Origin of the sequence: [Clostridium] symbiosum ATCC 14940 (genome assembly GCF_000466485.1) — a bacterium.
GTDB lineage: Bacteria > Bacillota > Clostridia > Lachnospirales > Lachnospiraceae > Otoolea > Otoolea symbiosa.
On record NZ_KE992996.1, the window covers coordinates 1 to 15,719 of the forward strand.

Consider the following 15,719-nt stretch of genomic DNA (forward strand, 5'->3'; position numbering starts at 1 on the left):
AATCCCACCCCAACTATTGACAAAGAGCCTAAAATAAAAACAGGGCGTCAAACCGTCGTTCTCCGATACGTTCAAACACCTTTGCCATCCCGTCGCCCATTCCGCTGAATAAGAACAACACTAGGAGGAGCATTTTTGAAGATGCCCCTCCCTTTCCTTTTTCCAGGTTGATCACTAAAATAGCGGCTGCCACCAGCAGCATTCCGGCTGTCTGGAGGAGCGTGGGTCTCTCGTTCAGGAACAGAACGCTGGCTGCCACAGGCAGCATAATCCCCAGCTTGGCAAAAGCCGAAGATAACACTGCTCCATTCTTTTTAATACTGTACTGCAAAAGCAGAAGCATTCCCAAAAAGAACACTCCGTTAATTATACCGGCCAGTACCGCAGTCATCATGGCGGTCTCTGCACCAGCCTCCGCTCCCGCCCGGAACAGATTCGTCAGGGACGGTAAAATCCGCTTTTCCGGCAGCAGTATATACGCTATAAACGTACATGTCACATAATTTCCCGTCAAAATTGCATATTTATTGCTGCTGTATCCCTCGCTCAGGCGCAGCGCAACGGCCATCGAGGCGCTGCAGAGAGCTGCCAGTATCAGGTAAATCATTTATAATAAATCTCCTGTCTCTCTGAATCTTCTGTAATGACGGCTCTGTTTTGCGTCCTCAAGGGTCCTCATCATTTCGGGGATATCTTCATTAAGCGTTCCCGCCAGAACGACATAATTTGACGCATGGTTCGTACGGAATACCGTTCCCGGTGAATCCACATTTTCCAGGAAAATTTTCATCTCATCCATAATTTCATCGGCCGTAATCCGCTCGAAACGGCCCTCCACCACGTCTTCGTACATCGGAGTTCCCTCATACAGGCGCAGGGTCAGAAAAGAGGCATATTCCGGGTTCATCTCCGTGATCAGCTTTGCACAGGAAAGAGCATGCTCTTTAACCTTTTTCCTTCCGCCAAGCCCGGATATCAGCGTTACCGAGGTTGCAATGCCGCACCGTTTTAATTTCTGTCCGGCTGCGATTACTTCCCCTGCGGTGACTCCCTTGTGGATGTATTCAAGGATTTCATCATCTCCTGTCTCCGCTCCCACATAGACAATCCCCAGGCCTGCCTCTTTTAACAGGCGCAGCTCTTCTTCCGATTTTCTGAGTATATCCTGGGCAGTCCCGTAGGCGGCCACTCTCGTCACCCTCGGGAACAGTTCTTTAACCGCCGCCAGAATCGTCAGCAGATCCTCTGTTTTCATAATCAGGGCATCACCGTCCGCCAGGAATACCTTCTGGACGTAGGCTGCATAGGCGTCGTGGGCCTCCTGTAAATCAGCCATGATTTCTTCCATCTTACGCACCCTGAATTGTTTATCCTTATACATATTGCAGAATGTGCAGGTATTATGCGCACACCCTATCGTCACCTGAACGATCAGGCTCCTGGCTTCGCTGGGGGGTCTGTATACAACGCCTTCATATTTCATTCTATCTTCACTCCTTATTCATATTCAACCCGGATTCTGCCGGCAGCCATGCAGGAAAATCCTTTCCTGCTTTCAGGCTCAGCGAATTGTGGTCTTTCTTCGTATCCTTCAGTATTGCGCTTAAGCGGTCAAACCATTTGCTTGTTCCCAGATAACGTTCCCAGTAAAAATAAGTCCGGCTGCTCTTTATCCTGGCAGCATTGATTGGTTTTCCCGAGCAGTACGCGCTGTTTAAATCGCCGTAAAGCTGTGCCATCTCCCTCTTTCTTTCATCCGGTATTGATTCCAGCCCTTTAAATGTCTGGTTACTGATAATATCCACGAGGAACTGGCTGCTGTACTCTTTAAAATTCAGCAGATTGGGATCTTCTTCCTGATAACGCTCTGCCCATCCCGATATATCCACCTCTTTTGTATGATAACGGAAACTGCCGTCATTTGTCCAGTTAATTATTCCATACTGGCAGGGAGGAATCGCAAGCGATGACGACACTATTTCATAGATTCCGTACTCCCCTTCCTCCAATGGTCCCCTGACATTCTTCTTGATCCTCTGAAGATGAAGATGCCCGCTTATGTATACAGGTAAATGGTATTCTTCCAGCAAATCGATCACTTCCCTGTTGTTTTCCAGCGTACATTCTTCCGGATAAAGCGTACTTTCCTTCAAGAGATTGTGATGCGCCACAGGAATCACCATGGCCCCGGCCTCTTTGGCTTCCTCAAGCTGTCTATCCATCCAGGCCAGCGTCTCTTTTTTTATTCTGCCTCCGGTCTCGTGTACAGGCTCATAAATGCAGGAGTCCAGCATCATAATCCAATAATGTTCATCCAGCCTGTACAGGTAGCTCAGGGAGTCTTCATCTCTGGAAGATGCCTGATCATAGCCAAATTCATGGTAAATTTCATAAAATTCACTTGGGGTCGTACCCTTCGCCTCTTCCTTCTTATTATCGAAGTAGGAGGCGGCCCAGGGATGGTTGATATCATGGTTGCCCGGAATTACGAGTACGGGGATTCCGGCATCCTGTACCTGTTTCAGTTTCTTTGCCAGCTCCTGGTGGTTTACCTTCTCACCATTCTGGGAGATATCTCCGCTCAGGATCAGGACCGACGGTTTTTTCATCATGACCTCTTCCAGAAAAGCGTCGGCAATCACATCGAGATAAGGCACCACCGTCCCGTCGTTCCATTCCGTATAAGTATCCAGTGACTCTCTGAAATCCGTCATTTTAGGGGACTGGTAATGTAAATCCGAAGCCACAATCATTGTAGGAGGGACATATGGCTTCTCTTCCTCTGCAGGCTCACTCTCCTCCGTTACCGGACGGGACGGCCGTTTTGCTTTCTGTATTTTTGCGCCATCCAAAGCAGCGTCTCCTCCGCTGTCCTCATCAGGTTTCGAAGTGTCTTGGGCCGCGCTGCTCTCCTTCGGATTTTCTTTTTCTTTCGTCTGCTCCTCACTGCTTTCATATGTAGATTCTCCCGCGCCCTTTTTACTGAAATCGGGAATAAAACGTACAACCAGTGCAATCACCGCAAAAAGCAGTAATATCTCTGCCGCATAAACAAGCAGAGACATTTTACGGTTACTTTCAGCAGCCGGCATGCGCGGCGAAACGTGACGCGCCGTGCCGCCGGATGTTTTGGGGCGTTTTTTACGCGAAGCTCCCGGGGTGCGCGGCGCCACACTGTGATTTTTATTATTGCCGGGCTGCGCATGTGTTACGATCCGCCAGACTGCGGCTTTGAGCCGGGCTAGGAACCGCAGCATGTTTCTCCATCTTCTCATTCTATATCAAGTCCTCTTATCAGCTGCTTAAACGTCGTTTACTCCGGAGAGTTTAAAGCTCTGCCGTCCTTTGCAAAGCATTAAACAACTGTTTTTCCCTGTCCTCAAACAGGAGGTTTTTATTGTATTCAAAATAACGCTCACATCTGTTTTCTCTCAAAAAGTTCACACTGTAGTAATTTGTATTCAGCTCCGTCACAAAAATGACCATCTCCTGGCCCGCCGAAAAGGCCGCTTCCATAAAATCAAATCCGTGCTCCAGCATCCTCAGGGCTTCCTCAGACAAGCTTTCATATTCACTTACCTCTGCCGCGAAAAGCTCCCTGGCCTTCAAAAAACCATCTTGCAGGGAGGACAAAGGTTCTTTCTCCATTGCCAGAGCGTAATCCTCCAGTTTTTCCGACACGTCCCGCATCAGATATTCTTCTTTTTTCCCTGTCAATCCGGCTTTCCGCTTCTTTTCCAGACGGCTGTTCATCCCGGCCGCAAGCTCTTTTAACAGGCCGGCAGGGTCTGCGCCGTCCGGATTCTCTGTCCGGGGCGCTTCTGTTGTCATCTGCCTGAATTTCTCCAGCTCTTCCTTCAGAAGTCCCAGATACTGCTCTTTCATCCAAATCTCCCGGAACTTTCCGTTCAGATGGGCTAAAATCAGGCTGAGAACGCTGAATCGTTCATCAAAGGATGCGGCCGCCACGCGGCGAATCATCTCCCCGTCCGGCTTTCCGGACAGAATCCGCTCTATCTGATAATCTGTCTTATATTTCCCGTAAAGCTCCAGATAGTTGGCAAAATCCTTTGCGATACCCGGATGTTCAATATACTGATATATCACGTCCCTGTCAACCGTTTTTCCCAGTTTTTCATATATTTCCAGAAAACGGGCGAGATCCTCCCACCCTCGGGGCGTGGCAAACCGCTTCCCATCCACAGTCGTTTCAATTTTATAAAAATGCTCCGGCCTCGCTTCCAGGTATGCCGTCACGGCAGGATGGATATCGGTCATGACCGCATATTCCTTCCAGACTGCATAATCGGCTTCCACATCAATTTTTTTAATTCTGTCCAGCGTTGCAATATCAAATTCCCTGACGGATTTGTTATATTCCGGCGGATTTCCGGCCGTCACAATAATCCAGCCGCCGGGAATCCGGTGGCTGCCAAAAGTCTTGTTCTGTAAAAACTGCAGCATCATCGGTGCCAGCGTCTCCGAGACACAGTTGATTTCATCAATAAAAAGAATCCCTTCCCGAAGTCCCGTCTCCTCCATCTTGTCATAGATGGCTGCAACGATCTCGCTCATGGTATATTCCGTCACGGAACACGGCCGTCCTCCGTATTCTTTCTCCACAATATAAGGAAGACCGATGGCGCTCTGCCTCGTATGGTGGGTAATCGTATAGGATACCAGCCCAACCTGGCATTCTCTCGCAATCTGTTCCATGATTTGGGTTTTACCGATTCCGGGAGGGCCCATCAGAAGAACCGGCCTCTGCCTGACAGCCGGAAGCACGTATTCCCCATGCCCATCTTTTAAAAGATATGCTTCTATGCAGTTTTTAATTTCTTCCTTAGCCCTCTTGATATTCATCTCTGTTTCACCTGCTCATCCTGATTAACAACGGTTTGTCTTCCCTGTCATCTCTTCCACTTCCAGCCGGATGACCGTCGTTTTTTCCACAGCTTTTATACTAAACTCAAATTCCTTCTTATTCTTATCATAATGGCGCATAATAGCTGTCAGAGCTTCTGTCTTTTCCTCCGTACCCTCTACTACAAAAGCTCTTCCTGTGCCGCAGACGCTTTCATACAGCATTGTCGAAGCGCAGGCCGGTTCTTTCAAGACAAGCTCTTCTGTCGCATACATGGAAAACGCGACCCTGTTATCCTCCCTCAGTCTCTCAAATTTTATTCCTTCCCCGGCCCCGTGGAAATAAAGCACAGTTTTTCCATCTGCTGCCTTTTCACCAAAATTCAAAGGGATCACATAAGGGAATGCACCGCCGGCAAATGCAAGACTGCATACGCTGCATTTCTTCACCATTGCTAAAATCCGTTCCTGCTCCACAACCGCTCTGTCATTTCTCCTCATCCCGTTCTCCTCCTTCTCTTCCAATTCTGCTAAACCGCGCCTGTGCCGCCGTTATCAAGCTCCTCCGGGCCGAGAATCAGCTTCATCGCCCAGGAGGGAACGTCCGCGTCACTGTAGTCATCTCTCATAAATACAAATACGGTATCATATGACGGCATCTTTACGGGAAACATCCCATATCCGTCCGTAAAATAGATAAGTCCCTTAAGACCGGTAAAGGCCTTTTTCTGAATCAGGGAATCCACATACTGAAATGCCGGCCTGAAATCTGTCCCGCCGCCTCCCAGTATCTCCATGTGTTCCATATAATCCGCCAGCTCCTCCGCCGAAGAGATGATATGATCGCTTTGTATCTTTTCATCACATTGTATCACATGTATGTTCATCTTTGTAAAAAAACTTTCCGCTTCACTGAGGACAGTATACGTCTGTTCCAGGAAACGCCTTACCAGTTCCTCCGAACAGGACATGGAGGTGTCGATCACCACAGCAAATTCCTCTATCTTCTTTACCTCCTTTGTCTCAAGAGGCTCGATCAGGGGCATATTCCCGTAAGTCCGCAGTCCGTAATCATAATATATATAATCAAACGCGTCCGTGTCAATCTGTACCGTTTCCCGCATAACGGAAAATTTTCTCAGAAACTCTCTGTAATCATACTGTTCCCTGTTTTCTATCCTGACCTGCCTGGACAGTTCTCCCGCCTCGTCCGATGCCTTTTTGGAAAATGTCTCCATCTCCGTCTCCATCGTCTCACGCATTCCGTCCCATTTGTTTTTCCGGTCCGATGCCATCCGGGGCCTGTCATTCTCATCCGTCCAATAAGAATGGTTATCCGCATAAAATTCGGCCATAAGCGCAAGATACCGCCCCTCCGGAAGTTTTTCCTCCTGGAGGCAGCGGTAAATACTCTGGGCATTCATTACCCCGTTCTTTTCTTTCAGGCGCAGATAACATTCTCTTCTGGCAGGGGTCTGGGGACGGTGAAGGCATTTCATATCCATGGAATCCATCAGATATTCCACGGCGATGTCACATGCCAGATTCCACAGTCCTTCTTCCCTCTTGCCTCTTGTATCCATATGGACAAATACACAGTGCAGGACCGAGTGAAAGTACAGCCGGTTCACAAGGACGCGGCCGGCCATAAACCTGCCGGCCAGAAAGTCAGGCTGGTAAGTGTAATGATAACCGTCTGTCCCTGCCCCCTCTGCGGTAAAATCAGGTACGAAATTCAGGGAGCTTAAGGCTGCATCCATAAAACGCAGGTTCAGATACAGCTCGTTTCTGGCATTCAACAGTATTTCACGGCAGACAGAAACCAGTTTCTCCGCCTTTTCCTGCTCACAGGCTGCCGGTGTTTTTCGCTCCATATCTCTTCTCCTGACTTTTCTTCTCCTGATTTTCTTTCTCTCTGGCCTCCCTTACTTTCTGAAACCCTTCATCTCCTACCGCCACGCGGATAAACTCCTCCATGGTCTTGGTCAGGTATTTATTCCGTTTCTTATAAAAATAAACCTGCCGTACGGCCAGTGATTCTTCCATCTTATAGTAACACAGCGGAACCTCATAGGACAGGCTTTCAACCAGGGCATCCGGGATAAATGTCGCTCCGATTCCCTTTCCGGCCATATTGAAGGCTGATACCACCTGATCCGGCTTCAGTGTTATGTTCGGCGTATAATTCTGGCGGCTGCACATCTTGACGCCGCGTTTATAGATGCTGTTTTCCTCTTTTACGAAAATAAACGGCGTGTTCTTGAGAAGAGGCAGAGGCAGAGCCGGGAAATCATCGTCTCTGTGAAGCCGGTTCCTGATGTCGGCCGAAGTAAGCTGATACTCCTTCAGTTCCTTATTGATTTCAAACTCTTTCGGAACAGCCAGGATAATCCGCTCCGTGTTATAATAATACTTCTCATAATTCTTATCATCCAGCTCAGAATTGTCGATAATCAAGTCAAGCTCCTCACCCATCAGCTTATCCGTAAGCTGGGAGGTGGTTCCTTCAATCAGCTCGATTTTAATCTGGGGATATTTTCTCGAAAACTCTCCGAGGATTCCCGGCAATATAAAGGAGGTAAAAAATATGGTTCCGCCGATGGACAATTTCCCGGTCAGAAGCCCGTTTAAATTATTTAATTGATTAATGGTATTCTGTTCCAGTGCAAAAAGCTTCTCAATGGCGTCAATATAGACCTCTCCGCTGGGCGTCAGCCCGATTGGCGAGGTACTTCTGTCAAATATCGGACTTCCAATCTTTTTCTCCACCTTCTTAATCGCCGTACTCAGGGCCGGCTGTGTGATATACAGCTTCTGCGCCGCTTTTGAAAAACTTTTTTCTTCGTAAACAGCATATACGTATTCCTTACCGTCAAACATCGTTCCTCCTGTTTTACCGTTCTTTTCCTGTTACTTTACCGGTTGACGTAACCTGCAAAAAACTGCAGACTGCGATGCCCATCCTTTATAATAAAAAATTAATAACTATTATTTTGTTATATAAATTTGATTATATACGAACCATGTTATATAATCAAGCTAAAGAAAACAATTGAATTATTTTTTTCGGCTTTATAACTCAAACCTTTTCCTCTCCGGAGGATAGGCCCGGTAAGACGCATCCATCAGAAAGCTTGTGACTTCCGTACATTCTGCCTGGTTTGAGGCTTCAATCAGTTTAGCAAAGCCGGTTTTCCCCAAAACCGGTTTCTTTATATCGGAATATTCCTCGCGAGCACGCACTGCATAACCCTCGTTCCCCAAACAACCCGCAGCTGCGTGCTCAACCTTTATCATTTTTTCCCCACACGGCGTAAATTCACCGACAAACCATCTCCAGTCATCCATGCTGTCATTTTTCAGGAGACAGGCAGCGGCTTCTACAGGATGCTGCACCAGATATTCACGATACATCACGCTGGCTTCCTGTGAAAGCTCCAGAGGATACCGCAGACGGCCGAGAGCCAGGACTGCCGCCTGCTGCGGGGATTCCTGGGCTCTGGCATGAATAAAAAGACTGTCATATTCCCTGAACTTAAATTCCGTTCCTTCAAATGCATAGCGGTAGCGGTGACCGCAGCCATGAACATGAGTTTCCAGGATTCTGGCCGGCGTATTCTCCACAGCCTCCTCATAAAAAACGGGAAACAAAAGCTGCGCCCTGCCGGTGCATTTCAGTTCCCCATCCCCGCTCTTCTCATACTGCCGGTAAAAAACCGTCAGCGATTCATTCAGCTCTGCCAAAACCTCTTTCAGGCAAGAGCGCTCCCCTTTAATCACACCGATTGTCAGCTCATCGATTTGACGGCAGCCGTTAAAAGCTCCGGCACCAATATCTACGGCTGTGGAGAACATGGCAAGCTTTTTAAGGCTGTAGCAGTTATAAAATGCATACCTGCCGATTTTCTTTATTGTAGACGGAAGGCATATCTCCCGGACGCGGGAACCGCAGGCCGCCGTGTTTTCATCTGCGCAGCGTTCCTCCGAAGTGCCGTTCTCCGTCCATATTTTCCCCTCCGGCTTGTGCCGCATATCCTCTGAGAATATATAGTCTCCCAGCTCCGTCACCTTTTTTCCGTTAATAGACTCAGGGAGTACAATCCGGCCGTACTCCCCATAGCATCTTAGTATTGTTACAGAATCTCCGTTTTCTTTATATAGGCATTTGAGTCCCATTCTCATAATCTCCGTTCCAGAAAATCGATTATACCCTTCAGGCAGGAAATCAGCTCATAAAGCCCCGGCTTTACCGTCCATATCAAAGAGTACTGCTCTTACCTTCTCCGTCCAGAACCCATTCCTTCAGTTCATTCCCGTCGTAGTGAAGCTTCAGCGAAAAAAAGTCTTCCCTCTCAAGCAGGAGCCGGTGAAAAATTTTATCTCCCTCCCAGAGGTTCAGCTTGAACACATCTTCTTTTTTGACCCATTCAAGCGTACCCTCGTCACACGCTTTTAGCTCTCCCGTATATCCGTCGGCAGTGAAAAGGCAGATATACTCCATCGGCCATCCCTCGGCAATAAAGGTAAGGATCCCCCTGAACTTCCAGGAGGTCAGCGTCAGCCCCGTCTCTTCCTTCACTTCCCGGAGCAGGCATTCCTCCGGGCTTTCATTTTTCTCAAAATGGCCGCCCACGCCGATCCATTTATCCTTATTTACATCCTTGTCCTTTTTCACACGGTGCAGCATCAGATAGCTGCCGTCCTTTTCTATATAGCAGAGCGTTGTCAGCTCTGATTTTTTCCTGTCCTGCATAAACTATGCCTTCCTCTTTTCTGAATTGCCTGTCCGCCGGTTCCCGGGCGTCAATAGTGAATCGTCAGGTGAGAAAAATCTTTCGCATCATCCTCGAGTATATTCCTCAGAAAATCGCTCAGATCACTCACGTAATCAATTGAAGTCCAGTATTCATACGCTTTTTCGTTCTGTACCGAATCGGCAATCTCAAACATCCTCCCACCGTAGTAGTATACGCAGAGTTTCGCATAAAATCTGGCCATTTCATCAATTTTTTCATCACTGAAAAACAGTCTGCGTTCCATCGTATGCTTTCTGAGGTCCAGAACTGCATTCCTGTATGTAACCTGGTTTAAAAACCGCTCACTGAAGGTCCTAAAATCAGCCAAATCGCAGTTTTTATATGAATTTCTTTTTGCCCATCCGTCTACATCCGCCGATTTAGCATTGTACTCAATATCTCCGCTGTTCCAGATTTTCAAAACTCCGTAATGACAGGGGGCCATCACCAGAGAGCCTGTAACAATCTCGCTGATTCCGTTATCTTCATCTTCTTTATAATGCTGCAGATGGAGATGACCGCTCAGATGAAGCCGGACATCGTAATCGTACAGCATACGGATCATTTCCTCGTTGTGTTCGATGGTGCAGTCGTCATAGAACTCCCTGCTGACCCCGCTCTGATCCAGAAGATTGTGATGGGATACCGTGATAACCTGGGCGCCTTCCTCCCAGGCCGACTCAAGCTGTTTTTCCATCCAGTCATAGGTCTCCCCGCGAATCATGCCCCCAACGCGGTTGACCGGATCATACTGGCAGGAATCCAGCATTAAAAGCCAGTAATAATCGTCCAGCTTGTAAAGATAGCTCAGCGATGCGGGATCCCGGGTGTCGGCCGCCACATACCCAAAATCCGAGTAGATTTGGGCAAATTCGTCCGCCGTTATGCTATCGGTCTTTACAGTACCGTCCGAAGTAAACTTCCGCGCATACGGATTGTTGATATCGTGGTTTCCGGGAATTACCGCCACCTCTATTCCATTTTCGCTCAGAGTCTCCAGCTTTTGCGCCAGTTCCTCATGGCTTTGCTTTTCTCCGTTCATTGTCAAATCTCCGGTGAGGATGACCAGATCCGGTTTCTGTTCCACTACATCATCGATAAAGGCATCCAGAATCTCCCAGCCGTACTGAAGTACACGGCCGTCCCCGGATTCAACGGAAGACATAAAGCTCTGGCACCTGTTTCCCGCCAGCTCCTCCGCCAGATAATGGATATCCGTTGCCACAATAATCTTTTGCTGAACGAAAGTATCGGGGTCATCAGGCAATGTCTCCCTCGTCTCCTCCGTACTCTCCGGCTGCGTTTCCTTTCCTCCGGGCCGGCTGCCGGATGGGGCTTCTTCCCTGCTGCTTTCAGGGATAATTTCCTGCGTCTCCTGACTCACCGGTTCCGTCAGACTTTCGCTTCCCGGCTGTTCAGAAGGAACATCCGAAGTCTGAGATGCACATCCCGCCGTCCCCATCATACACAGGGCAGCTAAAACTGCCGCCCACTTCCTGTACCTTTTCATCCGACTTTCTCCTTCTCATGTATGATGCGGCCCTCTCCGAAACCATTGTTGCTGTTTGTAAACCGTAACAAACCATTTCCTACAGTACATAACTGTGATCAACCTCTATCACCGCATAATAATTATCCCATTTCTGGCTTATCCGTTTCCGTATTTCATCTGTGACCTCTTTATCCGACAGCTTCAGGGCAAACGGTATTACCACATCGAATATCAGATTTGTATGGGTCGGTCCCTTCACCATTCTGAAATCATGGATGCTCAAGTCCTCATGGATATCTTTGCAGAGTTCCGCAACGCTCCGCCTGGTTATGTTAACCTCCTCATCGTCGGTTGCGATAGGATCCATATGAATGACCGCGTCGCAGCCCAGTTTGTCTTTCAGCTCCTTCTCAGCCTGGTCTATGACATCATGAAGTTCAAATATATTGCCGTCCCCCGGCACCTCCCCGTGAAGCGATATCATCAGTCTTCCGGGACCGTAATCATGCACAACCAGATCATGGATTCCCACAATCTCCTGGTGGGACAGAGTGATGTCCCGTATCTGGCTTATCAGTTCCTCCTCCGGCGGCTGGCCCAGCAGCGGACTTAAGGTATCCTTCGCTGCGCTGTACCCGGCATAGAGGATAAACAGAGCGACCATTGCACCGCACCATCCGTCCACATTCAATCCGGTAAATTTAAGAACCAGCATCGCCAGAAGCACAACCGAGGTTGCCACCGCATCGCTCAGGCTGTCTATGGCCGTGGCATTCATGGCGGCTGAATCAATCTGTTTTCCCACGAATCGGTTATAACTGCACATATAAAGCTTCACGCACACGGAAACCGCCAGTATCGCGATCGACATCATGCTCATATCCACCGGTGACGGGGAGATAATCTTGGAAACCGAAGACTTTGCCAGCTCCACCCCCATCAGGATAATCGCCGCCGATACGGCAAGCCCCGATATGTATTCAATCCTTCCGTGTCCAAACGGATGCTCGGCATCCGGCTTCATCCCCGCGAACTTGAAACCTATCAGAGTAATGAGGGAAGATCCGGCATCCGACAGATTGTTAAATGCATCAGCCATAATTGCAATGGAACCGCTCAAAACACCGGCCAGATATTTTCCGGCAAACAGGCAGATATTAAGGCCGATCCCCACCGAGCTGCACAGAGTGCCGTACATTCGCCTCACGGCAGGGTCTTTCACATTATCAGAATTTTTTATTAACCGCTTTATTAAAAATTTTATCATTATTCATCCTCATCTGTTTTAATTCGTAACGGTTCAGACAGCATGGACTGTTACTCTAATTCACATGCCCCTGCTTATTTTTAGTATAGGAAACGTCAATTTTTTTGTCATTTACTATAAATACATATCGGCTCTCATCAGACAGCTCCGGCATATAGGAAAATCCCAGCCTGTCGAATTGTTTAACCGTCTCAAATCCCATGGCATTCTGCTCAGCAAGGAAACGCACCATCTCTCCCCTCGCCATCTTCGCTTCCGTAGCCTTTACCTTGACCTTACCGTCTGTAAGCGTACCAAATATACAAGTAACAAACTCGTCCCCCGGTTTCAGCCACGGTTCCACCGCCTTGCTGTATTCTTTTGAAGCAAGATTTAAAACTTTACACCGCCTCCCGGATTCCCCGTCAGGCCGGTACAGCTCTCTGTATATTGCATCCTTCCAATATCCGTATAAATCCCCGGCTCCTCCCGCCGCCAGCCTGGCCTGCATCTCAAGCCTGTATGGAACAACCGCATCGTCCGCTCTCAGGATTCCGTAAAAGCCGCTCAGAATCCGCAGATGTCTTCCTATGTACCGCCACTGTTCTTCTGAAAACAGATGGGGAGCCATATATTGATACTGGATCCCAACATATGAAAGTGCGGCGGGTGTCAGGTTTCTGGTCAGATCCATGTCCCGGTAGCGAAGGTAATTTTCATGGGTAATGGAATCATTTGCCGAAAAAAGCTTTTTCAATTCCTGCTCTGAATAGGACTGCAGCTTTTCTTTCAGCACCTGCGTCCTGTCCAAAAAAACAGGCATGTTTTTCCAGGGCAGATAATCTGTCCTGACCTGCATCTTTTTGGCAGGGGATATAATAATACGAAGCTCCGCCGCCAGAGCCTCCTTCTTGTTTTTTGTCATCTTTTTAATTGCCGCCTCCCGTTTCATGGCTTCCTCTTTCGTATTCCAGGCCTCAAAGTAGGCAAGGGCAACCGGCCGCCTGCTCTTCGTATATTTAGCGCCTTTCCCTGAATTATGCATCTTTATCCGCTGTTCCAGATGGTTTGTCCATCCGCAGTAAAGCGAATCATCCGCACAGCGCAGAAGATATGTGTAATTCATCCTCTTCCTCCAGACGGGGTATGTAAACGGTAACAACACCTTGCAATGTGCCGTTACCGCCCAAAGCTCCGGGGCGCCTGACGGCACTTCCACAAAGCTTCGTATCTATCTAAAGCATCGGCCGGATGCGCTGTAGCCAGTTACGAATCACAAAACCTGCCCTGTAACTGTTGCCTTCCTCTGCTTTGGCTATAATCTATTATATGGATTTTCTCCGGAAATGCAACTTTCATTCCGGCATTTTTTTCCGGCTGTCAAAATAAGGAAAGCTGTCAATGCCATCCAGTATGTCGGAAAACTCGTCCCTGGGGGCCAGTTCGATATACTGCTTCAGTATCTGCCTTTCCTTCTTTTTATAGCGTCCGTAAAAAATATCGTAGAGGTTGTGGCCTCTCATATGGATCTTGAACAGCTCCATATGCTGCTTCAGGTCGTCCTCCGAATCGGGTTCGTGTCCCAGCGCCTGGACAAATTTTTTTCCTGAACGGAGCCGTCCGAGATATTCTGTCCATTTCTGCCACAGAATATGATAAAAATCTTCTTCTGATTTCACAATCCCAAGCTTTGTCATAATCTCCGGATTTAGGAAATAATTTTCAAAAGAATAATATTTCAGAATTAAAACATTCTTACGTGTCACGCGCGGCAGTCCGTCCACATCCCTCAGATTCTGTTCGTCATAGTAACGGCACAGCCCGCCGGCCAGTTCCTCCGGATCTTTTCCGTCACCGTCCCGTATCATCAGGAACTGGTCCTTTAAATAGACCTGGTTCATATATTTTAAGTTGGCGTACGTCTTTATATTCGTACAGCTGTTGGTAGTTATAATGGCGATCCTGGAAAGGGTGCCGTCACTGTCATGGACCTCGGAATAGTATTTTTCCAGGAGAAGCGGAAGGCGGCTCTTATCCTGCTTTCCCTCCACGATGAATACAAAATCGACGTTCATGGCATCGGCTGCCCCATATCCCAAATCATCGAGAATTTCTCCGATATCCGTATTTCTCCTGATAATGGAGTAATATTCATCATCCAATACTACCTGCCGGATCTGACGGTTGGTGAAGTTCAAAAGAAGCTGGGGGGAGTGGGTGCTGAACAGAACCTGATTCTTCTTGGACAGCCGGTACAAAATCTCGCTGGATACCTTCTGAAGCTGTGGGTGGAGAAACAACTCCGGATACTCCACAATGACAATGCTCGGCATCCTGTTCTCTCCCTCAATATATGTTTCCAGCAGGGACAGCATGTAGATACTCCGCATACCTTTTCCCATATGCTCCACCGTATCCACCTCTTTGCGTTCGCTGTTATAAGTCTTCACCTCAATCTGAAACATCTGATCGATATCACAGCGCAGTTCATAGAGGATATCGTCATATCCCCCGTTTTTATGAAAATTGTCATTGATGCGTCCCACAAGATCGCCCATATTTGACTGATACAGCTTATATTCCAGAAGCTTTCGTGTCTCCGCCGCATCCAGTTCCTCCGGCTTTTTCTGGTTGATCAGTCCGATACACTGAAAGCAGTGTCTGCACTCTTTAGCCGCATCAAAGAGACAGCGGCCGGAGCGCAGCTGGTTCATAATCCGGTTATCATGGAAAAGCAGCAGATCATTCTGAAAGGCCTGAAGCTCCCTTGCCGTATTAATATAATGCAGTCTTGGAAGCACTTCCCTGATGCAGGGGTTATCTTTCTTTATCCCGTCCGTATAGCGGACCGTCCCCTCATAATTGGCCGTATAGGTAAATTCCAGCAAATCTCCCTTACAGGACGGAAGCTTCCGGTAGAAATCATTTTCCCAGATTTCATACCGTTTATACCGGCTCACTATTCCGGCCCGGTGCATCATTCTCCGATCCTCCGGCGTAATCTCAAGAGTCACCTCGATTTCCACATTCTGCTTTGCTTCATTAAAATCGGCTTTCGTAAGCTCCTCCACTCCTGATACAACCCGGATTGCATCAAGGACCGAGGTTTTACCCGTATTATTCTTTCCCACCAGAATCAGAGCGTTTTCGATATCACAAATCTCCATATCACGTATCACTTTGTAATTTCTGATTCTGAGACGTACAAGCTGCATGGTTTGCCTCCTTTCGGCCGTTTAATGCAAAATTTCCTATATTTTAACATATTGTAAATAGACTTTCCATAGTAATTGGAGATTTAACTGAGGTTGGGAGGACGCGT

Annotated in this window: 13 protein-coding genes; all 13 read right to left on the bottom strand. The window is 47.9% G+C overall.

The window, feature by feature from the left end:
- Window positions 1-28: 28 nt before the first annotated feature.
- Window positions 29-607, bottom strand: a complete 579-nt coding sequence (locus tag CLOSYM_RS17475; RefSeq protein WP_021643134.1) for an EamA family transporter — start codon at window positions 605-607, stop codon at window positions 29-31.
- Complete coding sequence (locus CLOSYM_RS17480; protein WP_003498007.1) at window positions 608-1,483, bottom strand: radical SAM protein; 876 nt, start codon at window positions 1,481-1,483, stop codon at window positions 608-610.
- A 7-nt stretch (window positions 1,484-1,490) separates the two neighbouring features.
- On the bottom strand, window positions 1,491-3,275 hold the full coding sequence (locus CLOSYM_RS17485) for a metallophosphoesterase (RefSeq protein WP_049943747.1): 1,785 nt from the start codon (window positions 3,273-3,275) through the stop codon (window positions 1,491-1,493).
- Between the two features lie 52 nt (window positions 3,276-3,327).
- A complete protein-coding gene (locus CLOSYM_RS17490; RefSeq protein WP_021643136.1) occupies window positions 3,328-4,863 on the bottom strand; it encodes an ATP-binding protein in 1,536 nt (511 codons plus the stop codon).
- Between the two features lie 24 nt (window positions 4,864-4,887).
- Window positions 4,888-5,364 (bottom strand): pyridoxamine 5'-phosphate oxidase family protein, encoded by a 477-nt coding sequence (locus tag CLOSYM_RS17495; protein WP_044902747.1) that lies wholly within the window; start codon window positions 5,362-5,364, stop codon window positions 4,888-4,890.
- Window positions 5,365-5,393: 29 nt separating this feature from the next.
- The gene (locus tag CLOSYM_RS17500) at window positions 5,394-6,737 is read right to left on the bottom strand and encodes a vWA domain-containing protein (RefSeq protein WP_021643138.1); all 1,344 of its coding nucleotides are present in this window, start codon (window positions 6,735-6,737) and stop codon (window positions 5,394-5,396) included.
- The gene (locus CLOSYM_RS17505) at window positions 6,709-7,743 is read right to left on the bottom strand and encodes a LysR family transcriptional regulator (RefSeq protein WP_003498017.1); all 1,035 of its coding nucleotides are present in this window, start codon (window positions 7,741-7,743) and stop codon (window positions 6,709-6,711) included. Before CLOSYM_RS17505 ends, CLOSYM_RS17500 begins: the two co-directional genes overlap by 29 nt.
- Window positions 7,744-7,935: 192 nt before the next feature.
- Window positions 7,936-9,039 carry a leucine-rich repeat protein gene (locus CLOSYM_RS17510; RefSeq protein ID WP_044902750.1) on the bottom strand — a complete coding sequence of 368 codons (1,104 nt, stop codon included), beginning with the start codon at window positions 9,037-9,039 and terminating at the stop codon, window positions 7,936-7,938.
- 82 nt (window positions 9,040-9,121) lie between these two features.
- Window positions 9,122-9,616, bottom strand: coding sequence for an NUDIX hydrolase (locus tag CLOSYM_RS17515; RefSeq protein ID WP_021643140.1), 495 nt, complete (start codon window positions 9,614-9,616; stop codon window positions 9,122-9,124).
- Between the two features lie 50 nt (window positions 9,617-9,666).
- A complete protein-coding gene (locus tag CLOSYM_RS17520; protein ID WP_021643141.1) occupies window positions 9,667-11,169 on the bottom strand; it encodes a metallophosphoesterase in 1,503 nt (500 codons plus the stop codon).
- Between the two features lie 79 nt (window positions 11,170-11,248).
- Window positions 11,249-12,418, bottom strand: coding sequence for a cation diffusion facilitator family transporter (locus tag CLOSYM_RS17525; RefSeq protein WP_021643142.1), 1,170 nt, complete (start codon window positions 12,416-12,418; stop codon window positions 11,249-11,251).
- Between the two features lie 55 nt (window positions 12,419-12,473).
- On the bottom strand, window positions 12,474-13,523 hold the full coding sequence (yaaA, locus tag CLOSYM_RS17530) for a peroxide stress protein YaaA (RefSeq protein WP_003498027.1): 1,050 nt from the start codon (window positions 13,521-13,523) through the stop codon (window positions 12,474-12,476).
- 229 nt (window positions 13,524-13,752) lie between these two features.
- Window positions 13,753-15,612 (bottom strand): ATP-dependent nuclease, encoded by a 1,860-nt coding sequence (locus tag CLOSYM_RS17535; RefSeq protein ID WP_009297881.1) that lies wholly within the window; start codon window positions 15,610-15,612, stop codon window positions 13,753-13,755.
- Window positions 15,613-15,719: the final 107 nt, after the last annotated feature.